Source organism: Paenibacillus chondroitinus NBRC 15376 (assembly GCF_004000765.1).
Classification (GTDB): Bacteria; Bacillota; Bacilli; order Paenibacillales; family NBRC-103111; genus Paenibacillus_E; species Paenibacillus_E chondroitinus.
The window spans coordinates 64,948-85,170 of the sequence record NZ_BILW01000004.1; the positions used below are offsets into that span (position 1 = coordinate 64,948).

Annotated in this window: 31 protein-coding genes; 25 read left to right on the forward strand and 6 right to left on the reverse strand. The window is 42.8% G+C overall.

The annotated features are described in order from the left end of the window. Nucleotides 1-15: 15 nt before the first annotated feature. The 4 genes from PCH02S_RS06650 (at nucleotide 16) to PCH02S_RS06665 (ending at nucleotide 3,227) form a co-directional block, all read left to right on the forward strand. The gene (locus PCH02S_RS06650; RefSeq protein WP_127451281.1) at nucleotides 16-711 is read left to right on the forward strand and encodes a response regulator transcription factor; all 696 of its coding nucleotides are present in this window, start codon (nucleotides 16-18) and stop codon (nucleotides 709-711) included. Continuing rightward, nucleotides 708-1,781, forward strand: a complete 1,074-nt coding sequence (locus PCH02S_RS06655) for a sensor histidine kinase (protein ID WP_127451283.1) — start codon at nucleotides 708-710, stop codon at nucleotides 1,779-1,781. The genes PCH02S_RS06650 and PCH02S_RS06655 overlap by 4 nt, the downstream gene beginning before the upstream one ends. Before the next feature lie 78 nt (nucleotides 1,782-1,859). Further along, a complete protein-coding gene (locus PCH02S_RS06660) occupies nucleotides 1,860-2,432 on the forward strand; it encodes a YdhK family protein (protein WP_127451285.1) in 573 nt (190 codons plus the stop codon). Nucleotides 2,433-2,615: 183 nt separating this feature from the next. Continuing rightward, the gene (locus PCH02S_RS06665; RefSeq protein WP_127451287.1) at nucleotides 2,616-3,227 is read left to right on the forward strand and encodes a TVP38/TMEM64 family protein; all 612 of its coding nucleotides are present in this window, start codon (nucleotides 2,616-2,618) and stop codon (nucleotides 3,225-3,227) included. 205 nt (nucleotides 3,228-3,432) lie between these two features. Here the strand turns inward: PCH02S_RS06665 and PCH02S_RS06670 are convergent, their stop codons facing one another. Next, on the reverse strand, nucleotides 3,433-3,963 hold the full coding sequence (locus PCH02S_RS06670; RefSeq protein ID WP_127451289.1) for a DUF3231 family protein: 531 nt from the start codon (nucleotides 3,961-3,963) through the stop codon (nucleotides 3,433-3,435). Between the two features lie 127 nt (nucleotides 3,964-4,090). On the opposite strand from PCH02S_RS06670, the gene trxA reads away from it, so the two are divergent. From trxA to PCH02S_RS06745, 14 genes are all read left to right on the forward strand, one after another. Further along, the gene (gene trxA, locus PCH02S_RS06675) at nucleotides 4,091-4,411 is read left to right on the forward strand and encodes a thioredoxin (protein ID WP_127451291.1); all 321 of its coding nucleotides are present in this window, start codon (nucleotides 4,091-4,093) and stop codon (nucleotides 4,409-4,411) included. Between the two features lie 102 nt (nucleotides 4,412-4,513). Further along, entirely contained in the window at nucleotides 4,514-5,293 is a 780-nt protein-coding gene (locus PCH02S_RS06680; RefSeq protein WP_127451293.1) for a sulfite exporter TauE/SafE family protein, read from the forward strand. Nucleotides 5,294-5,305: 12 nt separating this feature from the next. Further along, the gene (locus PCH02S_RS06685; RefSeq protein WP_127451295.1) at nucleotides 5,306-5,620 is read left to right on the forward strand and encodes a rhodanese-like domain-containing protein; all 315 of its coding nucleotides are present in this window, start codon (nucleotides 5,306-5,308) and stop codon (nucleotides 5,618-5,620) included. 32 nt (nucleotides 5,621-5,652) lie between these two features. Next, nucleotides 5,653-6,225: a sulfurtransferase TusA family protein gene (locus tag PCH02S_RS06690; RefSeq protein ID WP_127451297.1), complete on the forward strand. Its 573-nt coding sequence runs from the start codon at nucleotides 5,653-5,655 to the stop codon at nucleotides 6,223-6,225. Nucleotides 6,226-6,250: 25 nt separating this feature from the next. Beyond that, nucleotides 6,251-6,649, forward strand: a complete 399-nt coding sequence (locus PCH02S_RS06695) for a DsrE/DsrF/DrsH-like family protein (protein WP_127451299.1) — start codon at nucleotides 6,251-6,253, stop codon at nucleotides 6,647-6,649. Nucleotides 6,650-6,675: 26 nt separating this feature from the next. After that, nucleotides 6,676-7,812, forward strand: a complete 1,137-nt coding sequence (locus tag PCH02S_RS06700; RefSeq protein ID WP_127451301.1) for an MBL fold metallo-hydrolase — start codon at nucleotides 6,676-6,678, stop codon at nucleotides 7,810-7,812. A gap of 21 nt (nucleotides 7,813-7,833) precedes the next feature. Next, nucleotides 7,834-8,058: a sulfurtransferase TusA family protein gene (locus PCH02S_RS06705; protein ID WP_127451303.1), complete on the forward strand. Its 225-nt coding sequence runs from the start codon at nucleotides 7,834-7,836 to the stop codon at nucleotides 8,056-8,058. 76 nt (nucleotides 8,059-8,134) lie between these two features. Further along, the gene (locus PCH02S_RS06710) at nucleotides 8,135-8,479 is read left to right on the forward strand and encodes a DsrE/DsrF/DrsH-like family protein (RefSeq protein WP_127451305.1); all 345 of its coding nucleotides are present in this window, start codon (nucleotides 8,135-8,137) and stop codon (nucleotides 8,477-8,479) included. A gap of 16 nt (nucleotides 8,480-8,495) precedes the next feature. Further along, nucleotides 8,496-8,879: a peroxiredoxin family protein gene (locus tag PCH02S_RS06715; RefSeq protein ID WP_127451307.1), complete on the forward strand. Its 384-nt coding sequence runs from the start codon at nucleotides 8,496-8,498 to the stop codon at nucleotides 8,877-8,879. A gap of 95 nt (nucleotides 8,880-8,974) precedes the next feature. Beyond that, a complete protein-coding gene (locus tag PCH02S_RS06720) occupies nucleotides 8,975-9,397 on the forward strand; it encodes a rhodanese-like domain-containing protein (RefSeq protein ID WP_127451309.1) in 423 nt (140 codons plus the stop codon). A 64-nt stretch (nucleotides 9,398-9,461) separates the two neighbouring features. Further along, nucleotides 9,462-9,941: a DsrE/DsrF/DrsH-like family protein gene (locus PCH02S_RS06725; RefSeq protein WP_276562749.1), complete on the forward strand. Its 480-nt coding sequence runs from the start codon at nucleotides 9,462-9,464 to the stop codon at nucleotides 9,939-9,941. 75 nt (nucleotides 9,942-10,016) lie between these two features. Next, on the forward strand, nucleotides 10,017-10,277 hold the full coding sequence (locus tag PCH02S_RS06730; RefSeq protein ID WP_127451313.1) for a metal-sensitive transcriptional regulator: 261 nt from the start codon (nucleotides 10,017-10,019) through the stop codon (nucleotides 10,275-10,277). A 22-nt stretch (nucleotides 10,278-10,299) separates the two neighbouring features. Beyond that, entirely contained in the window at nucleotides 10,300-10,686 is a 387-nt protein-coding gene (locus tag PCH02S_RS06735; protein ID WP_127451315.1) for a rhodanese-like domain-containing protein, read from the forward strand. A 357-nt stretch (nucleotides 10,687-11,043) separates the two neighbouring features. After that, nucleotides 11,044-11,433 carry a DUF302 domain-containing protein gene (locus PCH02S_RS06745; RefSeq protein ID WP_127451319.1) on the forward strand — a complete coding sequence of 130 codons (390 nt, stop codon included), beginning with the start codon at nucleotides 11,044-11,046 and terminating at the stop codon, nucleotides 11,431-11,433. A gap of 41 nt (nucleotides 11,434-11,474) precedes the next feature. Here the strand turns inward: PCH02S_RS06745 and PCH02S_RS06750 are convergent, their stop codons facing one another. Continuing rightward, on the reverse strand, nucleotides 11,475-13,115 hold the full coding sequence (locus PCH02S_RS06750; protein WP_127451321.1) for an FAD-dependent oxidoreductase: 1,641 nt from the start codon (nucleotides 13,113-13,115) through the stop codon (nucleotides 11,475-11,477). 2 nt (nucleotides 13,116-13,117) lie between these two features. Next, on the reverse strand, nucleotides 13,118-13,408 hold the full coding sequence (locus PCH02S_RS06755; RefSeq protein ID WP_127451323.1) for an ArsR/SmtB family transcription factor: 291 nt from the start codon (nucleotides 13,406-13,408) through the stop codon (nucleotides 13,118-13,120). Nucleotides 13,409-13,536: 128 nt separating this feature from the next. Between PCH02S_RS06755 and PCH02S_RS06760 the strand changes: the two genes are divergently transcribed. From PCH02S_RS06760 to PCH02S_RS06770, 3 genes are read left to right on the forward strand one after another with little or no spacing between them, the layout of a single operon-like run. Then, nucleotides 13,537-14,238, forward strand: a complete 702-nt coding sequence (locus PCH02S_RS06760) for a response regulator transcription factor (RefSeq protein ID WP_127451325.1) — start codon at nucleotides 13,537-13,539, stop codon at nucleotides 14,236-14,238. Next, complete coding sequence (locus tag PCH02S_RS06765; RefSeq protein ID WP_127451327.1) at nucleotides 14,177-15,337, forward strand: sensor histidine kinase; 1,161 nt, start codon at nucleotides 14,177-14,179, stop codon at nucleotides 15,335-15,337. The genes PCH02S_RS06760 and PCH02S_RS06765 overlap by 62 nt, the downstream gene beginning before the upstream one ends. Nucleotides 15,338-15,386: 49 nt before the next feature. Then, a complete protein-coding gene (locus tag PCH02S_RS06770) occupies nucleotides 15,387-15,956 on the forward strand; it encodes a class I SAM-dependent methyltransferase (RefSeq protein ID WP_127451329.1) in 570 nt (189 codons plus the stop codon). A 45-nt stretch (nucleotides 15,957-16,001) separates the two neighbouring features. On the opposite strand, the gene PCH02S_RS06775 is transcribed toward PCH02S_RS06770, so the two are convergent. Continuing rightward, nucleotides 16,002-16,556, reverse strand: coding sequence for a cupin domain-containing protein (locus tag PCH02S_RS06775; RefSeq protein ID WP_127451331.1), 555 nt, complete (start codon nucleotides 16,554-16,556; stop codon nucleotides 16,002-16,004). A gap of 123 nt (nucleotides 16,557-16,679) precedes the next feature. On the opposite strand from PCH02S_RS06775, the gene PCH02S_RS06780 reads away from it, so the two are divergent. Genes PCH02S_RS06780 through PCH02S_RS06795 form a run of 4 tightly spaced genes read left to right on the forward strand, consistent with a single transcriptional unit; the run spans nucleotide 16,680 to nucleotide 19,320 of the window. Beyond that, a complete protein-coding gene (locus PCH02S_RS06780) occupies nucleotides 16,680-17,363 on the forward strand; it encodes a hypothetical protein (RefSeq protein ID WP_127451333.1) in 684 nt (227 codons plus the stop codon). A gap of 4 nt (nucleotides 17,364-17,367) precedes the next feature. Continuing rightward, nucleotides 17,368-18,075: a cytochrome c biogenesis CcdA family protein gene (locus tag PCH02S_RS06785; RefSeq protein ID WP_127451335.1), complete on the forward strand. Its 708-nt coding sequence runs from the start codon at nucleotides 17,368-17,370 to the stop codon at nucleotides 18,073-18,075. 16 nt (nucleotides 18,076-18,091) lie between these two features. Then, nucleotides 18,092-18,652 (forward strand): TlpA disulfide reductase family protein, encoded by a 561-nt coding sequence (locus PCH02S_RS06790; protein ID WP_127451337.1) that lies wholly within the window; start codon nucleotides 18,092-18,094, stop codon nucleotides 18,650-18,652. 14 nt (nucleotides 18,653-18,666) lie between these two features. Beyond that, complete coding sequence (locus PCH02S_RS06795; RefSeq protein ID WP_127451339.1) at nucleotides 18,667-19,320, forward strand: TlpA family protein disulfide reductase; 654 nt, start codon at nucleotides 18,667-18,669, stop codon at nucleotides 19,318-19,320. Between the two features lie 167 nt (nucleotides 19,321-19,487). Here PCH02S_RS06795 and PCH02S_RS06800 read toward each other — a convergent pair whose 3' ends face one another. Beyond that, on the reverse strand, nucleotides 19,488-19,865 hold the full coding sequence (locus PCH02S_RS06800) for a DoxX family protein (protein ID WP_127451341.1): 378 nt from the start codon (nucleotides 19,863-19,865) through the stop codon (nucleotides 19,488-19,490). Beyond that, nucleotides 19,862-20,215 (reverse strand): hypothetical protein, encoded by a 354-nt coding sequence (locus tag PCH02S_RS06805; protein WP_246068975.1) that lies wholly within the window; start codon nucleotides 20,213-20,215, stop codon nucleotides 19,862-19,864. Before PCH02S_RS06805 ends, PCH02S_RS06800 begins: the two co-directional genes overlap by 4 nt. Between the last annotated feature and the right edge of the window lie 8 nt (nucleotides 20,216-20,223).

Sequence of the window (20,223 nt, forward strand, 5' to 3'; positions counted from 1 at the left end):
TAACCGGGGGTTTTTATGAAAACAATATTGATGGTAGACGATGAAGAGAAGATTCGTGAGGTCGTTGTGTCTTATTTGCAAAAGGATGGATTTCACAGCTTAGAGGCGGATACAGGAAAAAAAGCTCTCGATTTAGTGCGCGGCGGAAATATAGATCTTGTTATTTTGGATCTCATGCTTCCTGATCTGTCGGGAGAAGAAGTTTGCAAATCGATTCGACAGTTTTCTACGATACCGATTATCATGTTAACAGCCAAGGTAACGGAGGACGATCGTGTACAAGGACTATCCCTTGGTGCGGATGATTACGTATTAAAACCCTTTAGCACGCGGGAGTTGATTGCCAGAGTGAAGGCGAACTTACGTCGCGCACACGACGATACTTTGCTCGCTGAAACGATATCGTTTAAGGGTGGGGACCTAACTCTCCATCCTTTAAAACATGAAGTTTTTAAAAATGGTAATCCCGTAGCTCTTACACCAAACGAATATAAGCTGTTGCAAACTTTTGCCCGACATCCAGGCAGAACTTTTACGCGAGAAGAACTTGTTGAAAAAGTGCTTGGATTCGATTTCGAAGGTGATGTGCGTGCAATCGATCAACATGTCAAAAATCTCAGGCAAAAGATTGAGTCCGACCCCAAAAGCCCTCAGTATGTGATTACCGTTTTTGCTGTCGGCTATCGGTTTGCCGGAGGAGAATCCGCATGAAAGGGCTGTACGCTCGAATCGCTATCGCATGCATTGGCATCGCTTCTGGGGTTCTGCTCATTTCGACGATTACGTTTATCCTTGAAACCCATTACCATCTAAAATTGTATCAGTCTCAAGATATGAATATGACTTCATCGCCAACATTTGATACGCATTTTGAGCAAGCTCTTGTTCAATCGGTTCTGTGGACAGCGATACTCGGTATTGTTCTTGCGATCGTGATTAGCTTATTTGTGGCAAAGCGCATAACGGCACCGCTTATTCAAATGAGAAGTGTCGCTGAACGGATGGCCAAAGGTGAGCTTACTTCCCGGACGAAAGTAAACGGTAAAGATGAATTGGCTGACCTTGGCCATTCACTTAACTATTTAGCCGAGCAGTTGTTGCTCCAGGAGCAGCTGCGCAAAACAATGACAGCCGATGTAGCCCATGAATTAAGAACACCGCTTGCAACGCTTAAAAGCCATATGGAAGCAATGATTGAAGGTGTTTGGGACCCAACGGCCAAGCGGTTGGAGTCTTGTTTTGAAGAGATTGAACGACTTCGATTCTTAGTTGGGGATTTGGAACAATTAACTGAAGTAGAATCTCCAAATTTTAGGCTGAATATTAAGGAGGAGAACGTAAACTCCATCGTTCACCATCATATTGAAGCCAGCCAAGCTGCTTATGAGAAAAAGGGAGTTCGGCTCCTCTTCCATGATGGTGTCAATATTCAAGCGTCTTTAGATAAGTTGCGCTTTGGCCAAATCATGGTCAATTTACTTAGTAATGCCTTGAAATTTACACCGGAGGGTGGAAAGGTTAATGTTGCGGTAACGGAGCAGGCCCAAAAGGTTTGTATTTCGGTATCGGATACCGGAATCGGTATTGATGAAAAGGAACTCTCGTTTGTCTTTGAAAGATTTTATCGTGCCGATAAGTCCCGAGACCGAAAATCCGGGGGGAGTGGGATTGGGCTAACGATTGTAAAAAAGTTAGTTGAGGCACATGGGGGTACAATCGAAATCCGAAGCCAAATGGGCAAAGGAACAACGGTTGAATTTTGTCTGCCTAAATCAAAGTGATCTTTCTCACAAAATCTACACAACTGTTTATTACAATGAATTTAGATTAAATCATCACCTGTGGAAGGGGTTAATGTAATGAAAAAGAAGATAGCCTTACTCGGTGCTACTGTGATCCTGGCTGTTGCTTTAAGTGCTTGTGGTAAAAGTTCGGATCAAGGTCAGGCTGCAAACAATAGTCAACAAGGAATGAATATGAACCACTCTGGCATGGATATGGAACATTCCTCTTCGGATAAGCTTCCTGCAGGTCTTAAAGAAGCCAAAAATCCAAAGTTTAAGGTTGGAAGCCAAGCGGTCATACTTGACGACCATATGCCGGGTATGAAAGGTGCGACTGCAACGATTGTTGGAGCATATGATACTACGGTTTATACCGTCTCGTACGTTCCGACAACAGGCGGGGAAAAGGTTACAAAGCATAAGTGGGTTGTTCAAGAGGAAATTAAAGATGCAGGTGATAAACCATTTGCTAAAGGTGCAGAAGTAACGCTAATGGCTGACCATATGAAGGGCATGAATGGAGCCAAGGCAACGATTGATTCTGCTGAGCAAACAACCGTTTATGTGGTGGATTATACGCCGACAACTGGCGAAGCTCCGGTTAAAAACCATAAATGGGTGACAGAGAGCGAACTTTCTGCTAAGTAAAAATGTGACGTCATACATTTGGGGTCAGTTCGACAAAATGTCAAAGTCATAACAATTGCTGAGGCTCATTAAGATAAATTTGCCCAGTTGTTCTGAATATTGCTGTTCAAAAACAGATGAAATGAGCAGCCCATTTTCTTGGGGCTGCTTTTTGGGCATAATGGAAATTCCAAGGAGGCAGACGTGAAAAAGTGGTTGCCAGTCATCATTTACGTGATAGTCATTATGCTTATATTTCTGAATAAAGAACAACTTATAATCTGGATTCAACGCAGAGATTCAACTAACATTATGGCGATAATGATAATAGCAACGTTATTTGCTTTGTTCCCAGTTGTTCCTTACGGGTTATTTGCTGGGGCTCTTGGGGCGAAATTTGGTTTTTTTACAGGTGGCATTATTAATATTTTAGCATCAACTTGTGCCGCACTTATCATGTTTTTAATTTTCCGCTATTCATTTTCCGGACCTGCAAGAAGAATGATTGCTCGATATCAAAGAGTCGAACATTTTACAAAAATGTTCGAAGCCAACGCATTTTTGGCAGTGTTATTCGCTCGCCTCATCCCCATTATTCCAGCGCAGGTTGTAAATATTTATTCAGCAATTAGTCGAATCAAATTTATTACTTTCACCCTAGCGACAGTTTTGGGCAAAATCCCTCTAATGATGACGTTCGCTTTGCTGGGCGATCAATTATTTGAGAACACGACTAATGTCGTTATTACGATCGTGCTATATTCAGGATTTCTTTTATTGGTTTACGTTACATATCGGGCCTTAGGCAAACAGTAGTTGTTACTTCAAATCGCTTCATTGGAACTAAATATACAGGTGGGTGGAAAAGCCAAGTCAAGCGCATGTAGGGGCAACTTGAATGTGGGCAAAGACGTTGATCACCGTCATTGGCCATTATCCACCATGTATGCTTTTCCTTACTAAGAATATCATTAAGTTTACCTAAAAATTGGATAAAAATTTATTCTGTATTCAAATTCGATTATCCCTTAAAAGAGGGAGGGGTATGAAGCCAACCTTTTTTGGTTAATAACTGTTTCATTGTTAACCCCCATATCATTAATAACATTTGATACTTCCCAAAATGAGCCCCCACATCCGCTCTGACCGATTCTGTTAATCCCCTTGTAGCAATTTGAATCCCCATAAGAACGGCCCAAGATAATTGATTAGCTGTTTCCTCATCGGTTAGCTTTATTCCCTCAGAAAGATTAGAGACATCCATTATTAACGGTTTCTCTGGGCTAATGTTTGGTAATGGTACTCCTTCATTTTTCAAAAAATCTTCTAACTCAGTTTTAATTGGTTTAAGGACATTTTCAATAAGATCATTAATTTTCTCTTTCAGTTCCGGGTCCTGGCATACATTGAGCCCGATTTGTGCATTTTTTAAGGTGTTTTCTATACCTATCTTGTAATACCACAAGTGATAAGCTTCTCCTATATGAAGAGGTGGTTTATCTCCATCTAAAAACGGCTCAAAAGCCGATTTAAATACCTCAATTAAGTTCATTTGTTTTGACTCCTTTGTTTTGTAGATTTTAAGTGATTCAAAGGGGGTTGACGAAACGAGAAAAATTTAATATAGTAACAACATACCCCATCGGGTATGGGTATATGACGAAAAGGAGGTTTCATTAATGTCTGTAGTTCATGTAACAGATAAAACATTTGATCAACGAGTGATAAATACTGATAAACTTGTTCTCGTTGATTTTTTTGCCAACTGGTGTGGGCCCTGTAAGGCGCTTGCTCCTGTACTCGAAGAAATTGGAAAAGAGCTTGGAAGTAACGTGATCATTGCAAAAGTCAATGTAGATCACAACCCAATGGTTTCTTCAAAATATGGCATTATGAGTATTCCCACTCTTATATTATTTAAGAATGGGAAAATCGTGGAAACAATTTCAGGACTACAGTCTAAATCCTATTTAATAAACATGGTAAGAAAGCACTTTTAATCTGGAAATATTTTTTTGTCTAAAATAATACCCTATGGGGTATCTGGATAGATTGGTTTTGAGTACACTACTTTTGATTGATTGTAGAAAGGCAGGAGTGCTATGGATTGGACATGGATTATTACCATTTTCGCAATTGGATTCCTGGGCTCATTCATTTCCGGAATGGTTGGTATTGGCGGTTCCATCATTAACTACCCGATGCTGCTTTTTATTCCGCCGGCATTAGGATTTGCCGCTTTTACGGCCCAGGAAGTATCGGCCATCAGTGCGATTCAAGTGTTCTTTGCTAGTTTGATGGGAATGCTCGTCTTCCGTAAAGGAGGACTTCTGAATAAGTCTTTGGTTCTTTACATGGGTGTTTCCATTATCATTGGCAGTTTTTTGGGCAGCTTCATCTCAAACACTTTACCCAGCTCGGTTATTAACCTTGTATATGCCGTTCTAGCTCTGATTGCTGCCGTAATGATGTTTCTCCCTAAAAAGGGAAGTGACACACAAGATGTAAGCCAAATTACGTTTCATAAACCGTTAGCTGTCATATTAGCCTTAATCATTGGTACTGTTTCTGGGATTGTAGGTGCGGCGGGGGCGTTTATAATTGTACCGGTCATGCTTGTCGTACTTAAAATACCTACGAGAGTCGCCATTGCATCTTCGCTTGCGATTACTTTTATATCATCCATCGGTTCCACGACAGGCAAGTTTATGGGAGGGCATATGTTATTAATTCCTTCCATTGTTCTTGTGGTTGCGAGCACAATTGCTTCACCGATCGGAGCCAAAATAAGTAAGAAAGTGAACACCAAGATCCTTCAATGGATTTTAGCCGGGTTGATCACGGCTACTGTCATCAAGATTTGGATCTCGATTTTATTCTAGGGGGAATATTAGATGAGTACTTACAAGGAACAGCTTCCGCATGAAGTGCTAGACCGTATGAAGAGAAAGGATCAAGTGATTATTCTCGATGTTCGTGAGCCTGATGAATGGGAATCTGGACATATTCCAGGTGCCAAGCACATTCCATTAGGCGAAATTAACAGAGCGCTGAATGAGCTTGATTCAAAGCAAGAGACCATTATTGTATGCCGCAGCGGAAATCGAAGCGGCAGGGCATGCGAGTTTTTGTCTTCCCTGGGCTATAACGTTGTGAATATGCCAGGGGGCATGTTGGAATGGCCTGGAGATATGGAATACGGGAAATAAGCATATTAAAAACAGATGGAGGTCATGAAATCATGGCAACTTTACAAGTGGATCGTACATTAGAATGTGAGGGACTTGCCTGCCCGATGCCGGTGGTTCGTACAAAGAAGGCAGTGGATGAAATGAACCCGGGTGAGGTATTAGAGGTACGCGCAACGGACAAAGGCTCGGTTGCAGATCTGAAAGGCTGGGCAAGCAGGACGGGACATCAATATGTCGGGTTAAAAGAAGAAAACGGGGTTTATCGCCATTACATTCGGAAAGCTGAGTCGTCCGAAACCAAAGCGGAACAAAAATATCCGCACACTGCTTCAAATGATGAGGTGAAGACAAAATTAACATCAGGAGAGAACCTGCATGTAATTGATGTTCGGGAACCGGCTGAATATGCTTTTGGACGCATTCCGGGAGCAGTTTCTATTCCCCTTGGTGAACTGGAGGAGAAAATAGCGAATCTTGATCCGAGCAAGGAATATTACGTAGTATGTCGTACCGGCAACCGTAGCGATATGGCCTGCCAGATTCTCTCTGAAAGAGGATTTAACAATTTGAAAAATGTAGTTCCAGGCATGTCTGAATGGACACATGATGTAGAACAAGACTAAGAAAAATAAAAGGAGACGAAGAACAATGACTAACAAAAAAGTAGCTCTTATTGCATCGACAGGCGGTTTGGAGACAGCTTATAAGGTTCTTAATATTGCAACAGCGGCGGCTGCACTTGATGCCGAAGTAGCCATCTTCTTTACTTTCGAAGGACTTTCCATCATTCACAAAGAGTCTGAGCAAATGCTGCAGCTTAAGCCTGGTAATGAAGGATTGGCAGAAGGATTTAAAAAAGCGAACGTTCCGTCTGTCAAAGAGTTAATTGAAATTGCGAAAGAGTCAGACGTTCGCTTAATTGGCTGTCAAATGACGATTGATGTCATGGGTCTTGAAAAAGAACATTTTATCGACGGCATTGAGCTCGGAGGAGCCGCGACATTCCTTGACTTTGCTTTTGATGCTCAGGTGAGCTTGAATTTCTAAAATAAGAAATAGGAGGGCTATGAATCATGTCAAATGCTGTATTGATTTCTGCGGGGCAATTGCATGAAAAAATGAATTCCGGAAAAGATGTATTGATTCTGGATGTTCGGAATATGGATGAATTCAATAATTGGAAGATCGAAGGGAAAAAGGTCAAATCGATAAATGTTCCTTACTTCAACTTTTTGGAGGAAGATGAAAGCAACTTTAAAGAATTGCCGAAAGATGAAGAAATGGTCGTTGTTTGCGCGAAAGGGGGGTCTGCCCAATTCGTAGCAGAGACACTGGCGGAAAAAGGGTATAAAACTTCAGTACTTGATGGCGGAATGCTTGCGTGGAGTCAATTTTATCATCCGACTGTAGTGGCATTTGATGAAAAAATGAAATTAATTCAAATCAACCGTTTTTCTAAAGGATGTTTATCCTATGCGATTATTTCCGAAGGCAAGGGCATGATTATCGACGCGAATCAAAAAGTTGAATATTACTTGGATTTTGCCAAGCAATACAATTTCAAAATTGAACATATTGTGGATTCCCATCTGCACGCCGACCATATTTCCGGAGGACCTGCTCTTGCAGAGCAAACGGGGGCAACCTATTATATTTCCTCAGGTGAAGTCAAAGGAACCGATCTCAAATATGAACCGCTCGAGCAGTACCAATCGATCCGTTTCGGTGAGGTTGAAGTTGAAGTGCTAGCTGTTCCGACTCCTGGGCATACCCCTGGTTCGACATCGTTCTTATTAAATAATCAATTTCTAATGTCAGGTGACACTATTTTTGTTGGTGGGTTAGGACGACCGGATCTTGGCGGGAAAGCCAAAGAGTGGGCGCAAGATTTGTATGATACCGTCTTTCATAAAGTAAGCCAGCTGTCCGATGATGTTTTGGTTCTTCCGGCACACTATGCGGATATTAAGGAAATTAACGATAACGGAATTGTTGGGGCTACCCTAGGTGAAATACGCAAAAGCAATGACATCATGCGCAACGAAGACCGAGAAGCCTTCACCCAGCAAGTTGCAGGGGCTGTCTCTACGGAGAAACCGCCGAACTTTGAGGAGATTATTGCTATTAACCGTGGAGAATTGCATGTAGAACCTGAACGTGCTGTTGAGTTGGAAATTGGTCCGAACCGCTGTGCGGTTCATCATCATTAATATAAAAGGAGAGAAATCAACATGGCAAACTTGGTTGTAGATGCAAAAGGACTTGCTTGTCCAATGCCGATTGTAAAAGCGAAAAAAGGAATAGATTCCTTGCAGACCGGTGAAATTATGGAGCTGCAAACGACGGATAAAGGCTCGATGAAGGACTTTCAAGCATGGGTGAATCAGACTAATCACGAATTGATTGAATCCAAGGAAGACAATGGTGTATTCACCTTTGTTGTGAAAAAGGGCTAAAGAGGAAACGGAAAAGCTGCCACTTAAATCATCGGTGGCAGCTTTTTTTAAATGACAGCCGTAAGGGGGTTCGTCTATGAAACGAAAACGGATCATTTACTTCGTTACTTTAAGTACAAACGCTTCAATTGTGTTGAGAGAAGCGATAGATCGATCAAAAGAACATGAGGTTTTCATTTTTTTTGATCTCGATGGTTCCCGAGTATTGGATAGAAGGTATTTGAAGGAGCTCGAAGAAAAAGAAGCAACAAATTTTAAAGTATTACTTCAAACCGCTGTTGATCAGGGAGTTAAGCTTTATGGTTGCCAGATGAATGTCATGTTTAAAAATGGACTGGAATGCATCGACGGTGTTGAACTTGCAGGAGTTGCTGCATTTCTTGATCTTGCCTATGACGCAGACGCTGTTTTGAGTTATTAAGAGGAGGGGAAATGAAATGGATTCCAAAAAAGTAATCGTCATGGCGCTGAATGATGAGCTAGAGTCGGCATACCCACCTTTAAATATATCCATTGGTGCCGCGTCAACAGGCGCAGATGTTGTGTTGGCTTTCTCAAGAAACGGCATCAATATTCTGGATGATCATTATATCCCGATACCCTCGAAGGGGAAAGAATACTTAGCTAATGCTTTAAACGATTTTAAGGCAACATCAATCGGTGACCTTTTATCTGTAGCAGTTAACTTAGGTGTCCGTTTTGTTGTACCTGATATTGATGTGCCGGAGAATAAGATTGTATCTGAATTGCCGTTTGAAAAAGTACCTTTAAAGTGGCTGTTAAACGAAGCTGCAGCTGCTGATTTATTTGTTCACTTTTAAATGCTTTACAAAATTACCAATGATCTATTATTGCTTGCATACCCCACCAGGTATATACTTGGTTTATAAGAACCTGAAGCAAGGAGGTCATTTTCTTGATTAGCTATATTTTTATGATATTATTTGTTCTTTATTTCATTCATCTAATGAAACCAGTAAAAGATTTGAAATATATAAGTATGGATTCATTTTCGATGCTCTTAAAGGATAAGCCTGTAAACTCCAAGATACTCGATATAAGGGACCAGGTTGATTATCATGCATTTCATATTGAGAGAGCAATAAACATTTCCTTAGGCCGATTGCCTTACGTTAAAAAAGCTGAATTCAATAAAGAAGATGAAATTTTCCTTATATCAGACTCGAAATATCAAAGTAAAAAGGCTGCAAGGATCCTGAAACGAAGTGGTTTTGAGAATTTGACTCATGTAAATGGTGGTATGGCAGGTTATACTCGCTTTATGAATGGCCAAGGTCAATCTAAAAGGCTGCAGGTACGTAGGGAAAAATGGTGTTAATTTTTTTTACAAATTCAATATACCCATACATGTATATGTAAAAAGGAAAGGATGAGAAATTATTATGGAAAACAAAGAAAAAACAACGATCGTACTTTTTAGCGGTGAATTAGATAAAGCCATCGCAGCATTCATTATCGCAAACGGAGCAGCTGCTTATGATCATGAGGTAACCATATTCTTCACATTCTGGGGGCTGAATGCACTGCGGAAAGAGGAGCATATTCCAGTCAAAAAGGGATGGCTTGAAAGCATGTTTGCCAAAATGATGCCGCGCGGCGCTGATAAGCTTGGACTTTCCAAGATGAATTTTGGCGGAATGGGACCGAAAATGATCAAGCATGTCATGAAGAAGCATAATGCTATGAGTTTGCCTCAATTAATTGAACTGGCGCAAGAACAGGGTATTAAATTAGTAGCCTGCACGATGACCATGGATTTGCTTGGATTGCAACAGGAAGAATTGCTCGATGGTATTGATTACGCCGGTGTCGCGGCATATTTAGGTGATGCTGCAGACGCTAAAGTGAATTTGTTTATTTAATACCTCACCTACGTTGATTATAGGAGGCTGAAGAGTAATAATATACCTATACCCGTATGAACTGGAGGTAATTAGATGCAATACGATGATAATGTAAAAAGAAGATTAAAACGTGTAGAGGGTCAAATACGAGGAATTTTAAAGATGATGGAAGAAGGGGAGTCTTGCAAGGACGTTGTTAGCCAATTGTCCGCTGTCAGAAGCGCAACGGACAAGGCCATAGCTTACATTGTTGCAGTGAACTTGGAACAGTGCATTCTTGAGGAAAAAGAAGCAGGCAGAGAAACAAGCAAGATAGTGGAACAGGCGATAGAGCTTTTGGTTAAAAGCCGATAAAATAAGAAAAGAGGTATACCATATGGATTATAATCTCCTCATTAATATTGCAGCAGTTATCTTTGTTGTTTGGTTCGTGTACTCTCGATTCGCAGGAGTAAAGGGACTTAAGCAGTTAACGTCAGCTCAATTTCAAGATGAGTTGAAGGGAAATTCGAATAAAATATTGATTGATGTCCGTGAGCCGGGTGAAGTGAAGCATGGATATATTGCGGGTGCGAAGAACATTCCGTTATCTCAACTTAAACAACGAGTAAGCGAAATACCAGCGGATAAGACGGTTTATCTGTATTGTCGAAGCGGGATGAGAAGCAAGCAAGCGGCACGTATTCTTCAAAAAAAGGGCTTTCGGGAGCTTGCTCACCTGCAGGGAGGGATCATGTCCTGGAAAGGGAAGATAGCCAAATAAATGTAAAAAAATCATTAGCACAGTAGCTGCTAATGATTTTTTTGTGTTTTACATAAGTTTTGCTTGAATGCGAAAACTTACTTTATGGTCATTTGATAATGCTCAACATAACCCTCTAAGGATGGAATAAATTCTTTTTCATAATGATCCTTCGGGCACGATTTGATGATATGTGAAAATATAGCCTTTGATTTATTGGTAGTCAATGGTTCTTTGCAAATGGGGCATTTCTCTTGAGTCAGTGTGCTTATGAGTCTCATAACCGATACCTCCTAAATCCGATTAGTATACTTGGTATTATAATATAGATGAAGTTGTATTGTAAATATAAAAAATGAGAAGGGGTGTTTGATCATTTTGTTTCATTACACTGTGGAAACCAACCAGTCGATAGAGGAAGCTATTGCATCTCTAGAAAATAACTTGAAGGAAGAAAAATTTGGCGTGCTCTGGCATTTAAATATGCAAGAGAAGCTCAAAGAGAAGGGGATTGATTTTGACCAAAAATACCACATTCTTGAGGTATGTAATCCAGTTGAAGCGAAGCGGGTGCTAAGCGAGAACGCAATCGTAGGATATTTCCTGCCTTGTAAAATCACTGTTTACGAGGATCAGGGAACAACGAAAATCGGACTCCCTAAGCCAACGGCTTTAATTGGCATGGTCGATAGTGGTGCCCTTCAAGGCATAGCGGAGGATGTCGAGAAGCGACTGGTTTCATGTGTAGATAAAACTGTATTGTCATAAAGAAAAGAGATCGGCAACAGAATGTCGATCTCTTTCAAATCCTAATATTGCACAGAGTAGGTCTTGTAACCGCCCGATAAGTTCTTCACTTTAAATCCTTTTTGCGCAAGAATCCGCGAAGCGGTATATCCACGAAGTCCAACTTGGCAGAATACCCAGATCTCTTTATTTCGATCTAGCTCATGCAATCTATCACGCAGTTCGTCAACTGGAATATTAATCGCTCTGTCAATCGATCCTTTTTCATATTCAGCAGGGGTTCTAACGTCAACTAACATGGTTTTTTCACGATCAAATTGCTTGATATCATCCGCTAGCCAGACAGCTGTTTTCCCAAAAAGAACATTTTCTGCTGCGAATCCGGCCATATTCACCGGGTCTTTGGCGGAAGAAAACGGAGGGGCGTAACAGAGCTCCAGCTCTGCTAGATCGGATACAGTGCCCTTCAAGCGCATGGCGGTGGCAATTACATCGATTCGTTTGTCGACACCGTCTTGTCCAAAGGCTTGTGCACCTAAAATTTCTCCTTTCGTTCCGAAAATAAGCTTAAGGGAGATAGGTGAGGAGCCCGGATAATAGGTGGCATGAGATGCTGGATGTACATGGATAACATGATAGGGGATTTGCATTCCCTTCAAAGTACGTTCATTCAAGCCTGTACTCGCACACGTCATTTCAAAAAGTTTCAGAATTGACGTGCCTTGGGATCCTTTGTATATCGAGGGCAGTCCGCAGATGTGGTCGGCTGCGATTCTTCCTTGTTTGTTAGCAGGTCCAGCCAGCGGGATTGCCGTTTTTTGTCCATGCACGTAGTGAGTGACTTCCACCGCGTCGCCCACTGCATACACATAGTCGAGATTCGTCCTCATTTGGTCGTCGACGAGAATATGGCCCTTGGGGTTTAACGCTATGCCCGAATCACGAAGGAATGCCGTATCGGGCTGTACCCCAATCGCAAGTATGGTGATATCTGCCTGTAACTGCTCACCATTTTGCAAGGAAACAACAATTCCCTTATCATCCTCATGGAACGATTGAACGCCGCTGCCTAAAGCCAGCTTTACTCCATGCTCATACAATTCCTTTTCAGTGAAAGCGACCATATCGGTGTCAAAAGGGGCGAGTACGTACGGCGCGGCTTCAACAACGGTCACCTCAAGGCCTCTTTCAACAAGATTCTCTGCCATTTCGATCCCGATAAATCCACCGCCGATGATGACAGCGCTTTGGGTGGTCTGCTGATCGACAAAGCCTTTTATACGGTCCGTATCCGGAATATTCCGCAGCGTGAAAATTCGGCTGCTTTTGATGCCCGGAATAGGGGGCTTTACCGGCTTGGCCCCTGGCGATAGGATCAGAGCATCAAATGACTCCTCATACATTCCTTTGTCTCTATTATGGATCGTAACCTTTTTGTTAGCAGCATCAATTTGAGTAACTTCGCTTTGAATCCTTACATCAATGTTGAAGCGCTTGTGCATCATTTCAGGCGTTTGCACTATGAGCTTGGAACGATCCTGAATGCTTTCTCCTATATAATAAGGCAGGCCGCAGTTAGCGAAGGAAATATACTCGCCGCGTTCAAATAAAATAATTTGTGCTTCCTCATCAAGTCTTCTCAATCTTGCAGCAGCAGAGGCTCCTCCTGCAACTCCGCCTACGATGACAACCTTTTTACCCATGATTACTCCTCCTCGTGTGGAAACAAAATGTCCAACATGCTTTTTACTCTTTCATCCGCTATCCAATACGTGACTTCAAGACCCTTTCGCTCACATGCAACAATGTCTGCGGAACGGAGCTTTTGAAGGTGCGATGAAATGGATGATTGGGGAAGTTCCAAACAATGCTGCATATAAGAAACATTACATCGTTCTTTTTCAAGTAACCCTTTGACGATGCATAACCGAACGGGATGACTGAGTACCTTGAGCAGCTCGGCTTGCTTCTGGAACTTCTTGTATTGGTTATCCACTTGTTGCCGCACCCTCTTTCTTTCATATCGCTATATCCCAATGTTACGATATAAGGAGTGAAAGGGCTGTGCAAAATATCACTTTAACGAATCTTAATATTTCTTTGTTAAGCTTCAATTAAGGAGCGATGATGGAAGTGAACTTACAAGGAAAATCGATACTAATTGCTGAAGATGATCCCAAAATAAGAAATCTGATTAAAATTTATTTAGAAAATGCCGGATTTGAAGTATGGGAAGCGGAAGATGGACTAGTGGCGAAGGAAATGTTCGAAACCTACGATCCTTGCTTTGTCGTCATGGACCTTATGATGCCGCATATGTCTGGTGAAGAGCTGTGCGGATGGATTCGTGAGGAGCTGAAAAGCGACGTTCCGATCATCATGCTGACGGCCAAGGTCTCCGAGGAAGACCGAATTAAAGGTCTGCAGATGGGGGCTGACGACTATGTCACGAAGCCGTTTAGTCCCCAGGAACTGGTGGTTCGCGTTGAAACGGTGCTGAAGAGAACGGCACAAAGATGCAGCAAGATCAGTTATAAAGGATTGACGATCAAGCCGTTAAAAGGTGAGGTGAAATTTAACGGGCATGTCCTGCCGCTGACGCATCATGAGTATAAGCTTTTATATTTTTTTATGAGAAACCCGAATCAAATCTTAACCAGGGATCAAATCTTGCAGGAGCTGTATCCGAACGATGAAAAAATCGTTGTGGAAAGAACCATTGACGTACATGTCAGCAAGCTTCGGGAAAAGATGAAGGAGATCGATGAAACGTCTGATTTCATTGAGACCATACGAGGAATGGGGTATCGATTTGTGGCGGTTTAGCAAGAATTGGTTAGACTATCTGCGCAGTAGCATCGCATGGAAGCTGATCCTGCTGAATGTCCTCGTCATGGGAATTATGATCTGGCTGACCGGTTTTTCCGTTAAAGAGTTTGCCTGCTATTTAGTGGATCAATACCGGAATTCCGGTATGGTTAACAAAGGATTATTTAATGATACGATGCGGGATTATTTAATTCGCGCCAGCCTCGTGGCGATCGCGGTAGCAGCAGTAACTCACTATATTTTTATAAAACGCATCGTATCGCGCCTGCGGGAATTGACGGTGTACGCCAGACGGTTAACCAAAGGGGAGTACCCGGAAACGATACAGGATCCTTCCTTGGATGAAATCGGGATGCTGACGCATGACTTTAATCAATTGGTTTCGGCTTTGAAGCAGGCTGAGGCAGGCCGGAAGAAAATGATTACCGATATTTCTCATGAATTGCGAACGCCTCTAAGTACGATTAAAGGCTATCTTGAGGCACTAAGCGAAGGGGTTATAACTGGGAATCGGGACGTGTACCGATCACTTTATGATGAATCGCTTCATTTGGCCGAACTGGTTGAGCAAGTACATCAGCTTTCGGTGTGGGAGACCAAGGTATTGAGCAAGGGAGAATTGCAGCCTGTCGAAATTTCCGAGTTTATCCAAAGCAGCATCGGAGCATTTGATATGCAGCTAAAGGACAAACAGATCCAAAGACGAATCGTATTACAGCAGGGAACGGTGATGGCTGATCCAGTTGGACTGAAGCAAATTATCAACAACCTGATGAAGAACGCCATTCAATATGATGAAGGGGGATTCATTCAGATTGTGGGGGAAGTGAAAGATGAAGCCTATCAGGTGACTGTGCGCAATAAAGGACAGCGTATTTCCCCTGAGCAGGCGGAGCAAGTATTTGAGCGCTTCTACAGACAGGAGCCTTCAAGAAACCGGGAAACGGGCGGCTCTGGCCTAGGCTTGGCGATTGTTAAAGAAATAGTGGTCCAGCAGGGAGGCAAAGCTGGGCTGACTACGGATGGAAATGATCATTCTTTTTGGTTTACACTGCCATTGGGGTTGGAGAATTCTAATCATTTACGGATGGAATGAAGGCTGCAAGCGCAGATTATAGGAGGATAATGGTAAAGGGGAGAGCAAAATGACTGATAGAAGATTTGATCCGAGCAAAATGGCGAAACTAGACAACCCGGAGCGTAGAAAAGCACTTCCTCCGGAAAAAATCCTATCGCAGCTAGGTATTCAAGCTAATGATGCGGTTCTGGACTTAGGGGCTGGGACAGGATACTTTACACTACCTGCCGCAAAGATGACGGCCGGCAAGGTCTACGCGCTGGATGTTGAACCCCAGATGCTAGAGGTTCTAAGAGAGCGCGTAAGTGAACAACAATCGGATAATGTTGATTTGGTGAAAGGGGCAATCGAAGATATACCGATGGATAACGAGGTGGTAAATCAGGTTATTGCTTCATTCGTACTGCATGAGGTTGAACCTCTATCCAAAGGACTTCAAGAGATCCGGCGTGTTTTACAATCCGGTGGACGCTGCCTTTGCCTCGAGTGGGAAAAGAAAGCGATGGAGCAAGGTCCGCCGCTGAATCATAGGATTCATTCGGATGAAATGAAAAAGGCGTTTGAAGATATTGGCTTTACAGTTACAAGCTTGAGTTTTCCAACGGAGTCACATTATATCATGATTGCTCAAAAATAACGATGAAGGCAGGCTGCTTAGAGCAACCTGCCTTTGCTGCATGTTCTATTCAGCAGCCATTGCGTCAGCTTTTGTCCGATGAACCGTACCGAAGAGATGCTGAGGTGGTGCATAGATCGTATAAAGCTTAAGCGGGATTTGGCCGGTGTTGATTAAATTATGCCAAGTACCGGCAGGTACCATGATGGCATCATCATCGGAAACCATTTTTTCAATATATAGGTTATCCTTCTTATCACCCATACGAACCATGCCCTGCCCCTGTTCAATACGCAAGAATTGGTCAACTGTGGGGTGGACTTCTGAACCAATATCTTCTCCGACATTGATACTCATCACAGTCACTTGTAAGTGGTTCCCAGTCCATAGGGCCGTACGAAAGGTGTTGTTGTGTTTTGAAGCCTCTTTAATATTCACAACAAACGGTGTTTTTCCGTAATCTTTTAGCTCTATACTTTCACTTATGTTTGATGATTGCCGGTAAGGATAGCGGCTTGAATAGTCAATTTGCTGCGGGTACGTCCAGTATGCAGGCTGTCTTGGATATGGATACATGGATACTTGAGCATATTGAGGATACATAAATCCAGCGTAATACATGTGGTTGACTCATTCCCTTCTCAAAGTATGAAATATGGTATTCGCGATGGCTTGGGAATAGTGCTACTGTCTTTAACGTTTCTTAACATTCAAAAGATAAGATGATTCATGCGGAGGTGAAGGATGAATCCATTACAATTAGGTCCATTTATGTTGAAAACAGAAGTTCTTACATTCGGCTTATCCGTATTAGCAGGATATATTGGCTTGAGACTTCGATTAAATCGTTCAGATACAGATCATTCAGATCAAGCCAAGGTAAAGGACAAATTGGTTAACGGCTTTTTGATGTGGCTCATCATTTGGAAGCTAAGCCTCGTTCTTTTTGATCCGGTATCCGTCACTATGTCTCCCCAGGCCTTATTGTATTTCGATGGCGGGGAGAAAGGACTTTGGCTTGGAGGAATCGCAAGCGGGCTTTATGTAGGGTATAGCATCATGAAAAGTCGGATATCCGTAGCCGCGTGGGTTGATTACGTAAGCATTTCCTGGTTCTGCGGTTCCGCCGCTTATCATCTGCTTATGCTGCTGAACGGGTTTCATGAAGGGATATATCACTTGGCATCCTCGTTCATCACCATATTGTTAGCGGGAATGCTCTTTAAGCGGCAGAAGAGAGGGGAGCTTCCTTATCTTCTTCAGATTTTACTGTGGTTCTGCATAGGCCAGATACTTAGCCTTTTTCTGAATGAAGGTCGTACGATCTTGATCATGGGCTTTTCCATGAGCCAACTCTTATATTTGGTGTTCTCTTGCATGCTTCTGGCGCTTGCGCACAAGACGGAACATAAGCGGAAAGCGGGGTGAAGTCATGGAAAATGTAACTCTGATCGTAGCCTTTACTGCCGGGATCCTTTCATTTTTTTCTCCTTGTGTATTTCCGCTCATTCCGGCTTACGTTTCACATTTGACGGGATCCGCTGTGCAGCACAATAAAGTACAAGTTGGTAAAGGGGTACTTCTTCTGCGGTCGACTTGGTTCGTTATTGGGTTCAGTGTAGTGTTTGTGCTCATGGGGGCATCAGCAAGCTTCATCGGCCAGTGGGTGGCGGGTTACCGGGATCTCGTTGAAAAGCTAAGCGGGTTATTTATCATTATTTTCGGATTACAGATGGCGAGGGTATTGAATTTTCGGTTTCTGATGTTTGAAAAAAGCTGGGATGGGACGAAGATCAAGCAAAAAGGAGGGCTCAGCTCCTTCTTATTGGGGCTTGCCTTCGGGACGGGCTGGACCCCCTGTGTCGGACTCGCATTATCATCGATTCTTCTGCTTGCGGGTTCATCGGAAACCCTATTTACCGGCATGTCGATGTTATCAGTTTACTCTTTAGGTATGGGGATTCCGTTTCTCGTTATTTCCTTGCTCATTACTTACTCTTTAAGCATAGTCAAAAACATAAATCGCTGGCTCCCGACACTTTCTCTAGTGAATGGATGGATCATGGTTGGTATGGGGCTGCTTTTATTTACAGGTCAGCTTCAAAAGCTTAGTGCTTGGTTAACGCAATTTACCTATTAAGGCAGGTGGAACAAAGATGAGGAACAGAAACATCATTGCTATCGTTGCATTATTAGCACTTATTGCTTGGGGGGGATACGATTATCAAGCCAAAAAACGTCATACCGAAGGAGCCGCTTCCGCCCAGCAAGCTGCGGGTATACAAGAAGGGATTGCTGTCGGAAATCGAGCCCCTGATTTTGAATTACAATCATTAGAAGGCAAGCCGGTCAAGCTGTCTGATTTCAAAGGCAAGAAGGTTCTGCTGAATTTCTGGGCAACCTGGTGTCCTCCATGCCGCACGGAAATGCCGCATATGGAGAAGTTTTATAAGGAATTTCAAAATGCGGATACGGTGGTGCTGGCCGTCAATCTGACGATGACAGAGAAATCGGCGGACGACGTGCCCAAATTCGTAGATGCTTTTGGACTCACCTTTCCTGTTGTCAAGGATGAAAAGGGTGAAGTGAGCGGCAATTATGAGGTGATGGCTTATCCGACCTCTTATATCATCGATTCCCAAGGAATCATTCGTGACAAATTTCAAGGTGCGATTAATTATGAGATTATGAGAAAATCTTTTTCGAAACTTAACTAATGAGGTGTTAAGAAATGGAACGAGCTGTAAATAAAATTCTCCTTTTTACATTAAGCGCTTGCCCCATGGGAAGATCGATGGGAAGTGTGCTTAGGGAAGTAGAACGAATTTTTGATAAAATCGAATTGGAGACAATTTTTGTAGATGTACAGACTGAACTTACCAATCAATATCGTGTGAAAGCCAACCCGACCACAATGTTTCTGGATCAAGAGGGGAAAGAGCTTTATCGCATCGAGGGATTTCAGGAAACAGAGCAGGTCATTGATCTTATCGAACGACTAGAACGGCAGGACATGGATTCAGCAGAGCAGTATGAGGAAAACCAGGCGACCCTCGAACAGTATACGGTGTATCTGTATCAAAATGACTCTCTGGTAGCGGTAGAAATACCGTATGAGAATAAGACTTCAGTTCGCGCGCCTCGCATCACGGCCATTAAGGTACAGCTTCAAGCACAGGAGGCGGGATATCAAAATCCTTTTCCGCGTTCGGCTTCACTTGAGTTAGTACAATTTAAGGGGAGTGCAGGAGATATCGTCATTAACATGAAAAACGAAGATGAACAAGGAATCGATAAAGAAAAAATGAGACTGGCTTTGAGTAAGACCTTGTCTCATTTTGGGGTCGCCGAGATCGAGTTGACCTTGACCAAATATCCTGTTTAACTGATACAGCGTAAGCGTCTTATAACCTGAATACTCCAGAGAATATTGAGCCATTGTTCCGGTGAGTTAGAGCCACGTCTCCGTCATTTTAGAGCCAGCGCTCCGGTAAAAGAGAGCCACCCGTTTCTGAGTGGCTCTCCTGTCATTTTTTGAACTATCGATACCCGTTAGAGTGATTTAATGTGAGCCACGAGTTTCCGACTCGGTGGGCGTGTTGCCCAAGATACTAAAGACAGTACAAGAAAGACTAACGGTGTAGTAATTGGAGCGAAGCTATCTCCTGCGTAGGCATGGGATGCCGACGCGGCAAGGAGGTCGATTACAAAACCTGCGTATGCCCATTCTTTTAGACGCGGGAAGCGCGGTACGACGATTGCGATTGCGCCGAGGATTCTTCCAATCCCGAGAAACGTTAAAATGTAGACCGGATAACCAAGATGCTTCATTTCCTCTATTTGGTGCTCTCCGTGGGTGATGAAAAGGATGCCGCCAAGAAATAAAAGCCCTGCAGCTAATATGGTGCTAATCCAGTATGTCGTTTTCATTGTTTCTCCAATGCTTGTTTCGTTATGATGTCGATATTGGCTTGAATGTCCGTTCGCAAGAATGCTTTTGCTTCCTCGTTTCCTGTCAGCTGCAGCAAAATCGGTTCATCTGTGTTACTTGCGATGACCGAAAACGTAATGAACGGACAGCATTTTCGCTCCATGCTTACCCATTCATTGATGAGCCGAAGCGTTTCCGCATCTCCTGGAAACCCATATTGGTACCCGTTTTCAAGCTCCGTAATGCCGAGCCTTCTTGTTTGGAGTTCTCCCCAAATGCTTTTGTACTCCACCCGCTGTTCTTTCGTAAACACGCTGTGGCAGCATGCGACCGGTATTTCTTTACTCATGTTTCATA

Bases quoted from the DNA above. Each gene is read 5' to 3' on its own strand.
- PCH02S_RS06650 (WP_127451281.1), top strand. From the start codon at position 16: ATGAAAACAATATTGATGGTAGACGATGAAGAGAAGATTCGTGAGGTC.
- PCH02S_RS06655 (WP_127451283.1), top strand. From the start codon at position 708: ATGAAAGGGCTGTACGCTCGAATCGCTATCGCATGCATTGGCATCGCT.
- PCH02S_RS06660 (WP_127451285.1), top strand. From the start codon at position 1,860: ATGAAAAAGAAGATAGCCTTACTCGGTGCTACTGTGATCCTGGCTGTT.
- PCH02S_RS06670 (WP_127451289.1), bottom strand. From the start codon at position 3,963: ATGAACTTAATTGAGGTATTTAAATCGGCTTTTGAGCCGTTTTTAGAT.
- trxA (WP_127451291.1), top strand. From the start codon at position 4,091: ATGTCTGTAGTTCATGTAACAGATAAAACATTTGATCAACGAGTGATA.
- PCH02S_RS06680 (WP_127451293.1), top strand. From the start codon at position 4,514: ATGGATTGGACATGGATTATTACCATTTTCGCAATTGGATTCCTGGGC.
- PCH02S_RS06685 (WP_127451295.1), top strand. From the start codon at position 5,306: ATGAGTACTTACAAGGAACAGCTTCCGCATGAAGTGCTAGACCGTATG.
- PCH02S_RS06690 (WP_127451297.1), top strand. From the start codon at position 5,653: ATGGCAACTTTACAAGTGGATCGTACATTAGAATGTGAGGGACTTGCC.
- PCH02S_RS06695 (WP_127451299.1), top strand. From the start codon at position 6,251: ATGACTAACAAAAAAGTAGCTCTTATTGCATCGACAGGCGGTTTGGAG.
- PCH02S_RS06700 (WP_127451301.1), top strand. From the start codon at position 6,676: ATGTCAAATGCTGTATTGATTTCTGCGGGGCAATTGCATGAAAAAATG.
- PCH02S_RS06705 (WP_127451303.1), top strand. From the start codon at position 7,834: ATGGCAAACTTGGTTGTAGATGCAAAAGGACTTGCTTGTCCAATGCCG.
- PCH02S_RS06710 (WP_127451305.1), top strand. From the start codon at position 8,135: ATGAAACGAAAACGGATCATTTACTTCGTTACTTTAAGTACAAACGCT.
- PCH02S_RS06715 (WP_127451307.1), top strand. From the start codon at position 8,496: ATGGATTCCAAAAAAGTAATCGTCATGGCGCTGAATGATGAGCTAGAG.
- PCH02S_RS06725 (WP_276562749.1), top strand. From the start codon at position 9,462: ATGGAAAACAAAGAAAAAACAACGATCGTACTTTTTAGCGGTGAATTA.
- PCH02S_RS06730 (WP_127451313.1), top strand. From the start codon at position 10,017: ATGCAATACGATGATAATGTAAAAAGAAGATTAAAACGTGTAGAGGGT.
- PCH02S_RS06735 (WP_127451315.1), top strand. From the start codon at position 10,300: ATGGATTATAATCTCCTCATTAATATTGCAGCAGTTATCTTTGTTGTT.
- PCH02S_RS06750 (WP_127451321.1), bottom strand. From the start codon at position 13,115: ATGGGTAAAAAGGTTGTCATCGTAGGCGGAGTTGCAGGAGGAGCCTCT.
- PCH02S_RS06760 (WP_127451325.1), top strand. From the start codon at position 13,537: ATGATGGAAGTGAACTTACAAGGAAAATCGATACTAATTGCTGAAGAT.
- PCH02S_RS06765 (WP_127451327.1), top strand. From the start codon at position 14,177: ATGAAACGTCTGATTTCATTGAGACCATACGAGGAATGGGGTATCGAT.
- PCH02S_RS06770 (WP_127451329.1), top strand. From the start codon at position 15,387: ATGACTGATAGAAGATTTGATCCGAGCAAAATGGCGAAACTAGACAAC.
- PCH02S_RS06775 (WP_127451331.1), bottom strand. From the start codon at position 16,556: ATGTATTACGCTGGATTTATGTATCCTCAATATGCTCAAGTATCCATG.
- PCH02S_RS06780 (WP_127451333.1), top strand. From the start codon at position 16,680: ATGAATCCATTACAATTAGGTCCATTTATGTTGAAAACAGAAGTTCTT.
- PCH02S_RS06785 (WP_127451335.1), top strand. From the start codon at position 17,368: ATGGAAAATGTAACTCTGATCGTAGCCTTTACTGCCGGGATCCTTTCA.
- PCH02S_RS06790 (WP_127451337.1), top strand. From the start codon at position 18,092: ATGAGGAACAGAAACATCATTGCTATCGTTGCATTATTAGCACTTATT.
- PCH02S_RS06795 (WP_127451339.1), top strand. From the start codon at position 18,667: ATGGAACGAGCTGTAAATAAAATTCTCCTTTTTACATTAAGCGCTTGC.
- PCH02S_RS06800 (WP_127451341.1), bottom strand. From the start codon at position 19,865: ATGAAAACGACATACTGGATTAGCACCATATTAGCTGCAGGGCTTTTA.
- PCH02S_RS06805 (WP_246068975.1), bottom strand. From the start codon at position 20,215: ATGAGTAAAGAAATACCGGTCGCATGCTGCCACAGCGTGTTTACGAAA.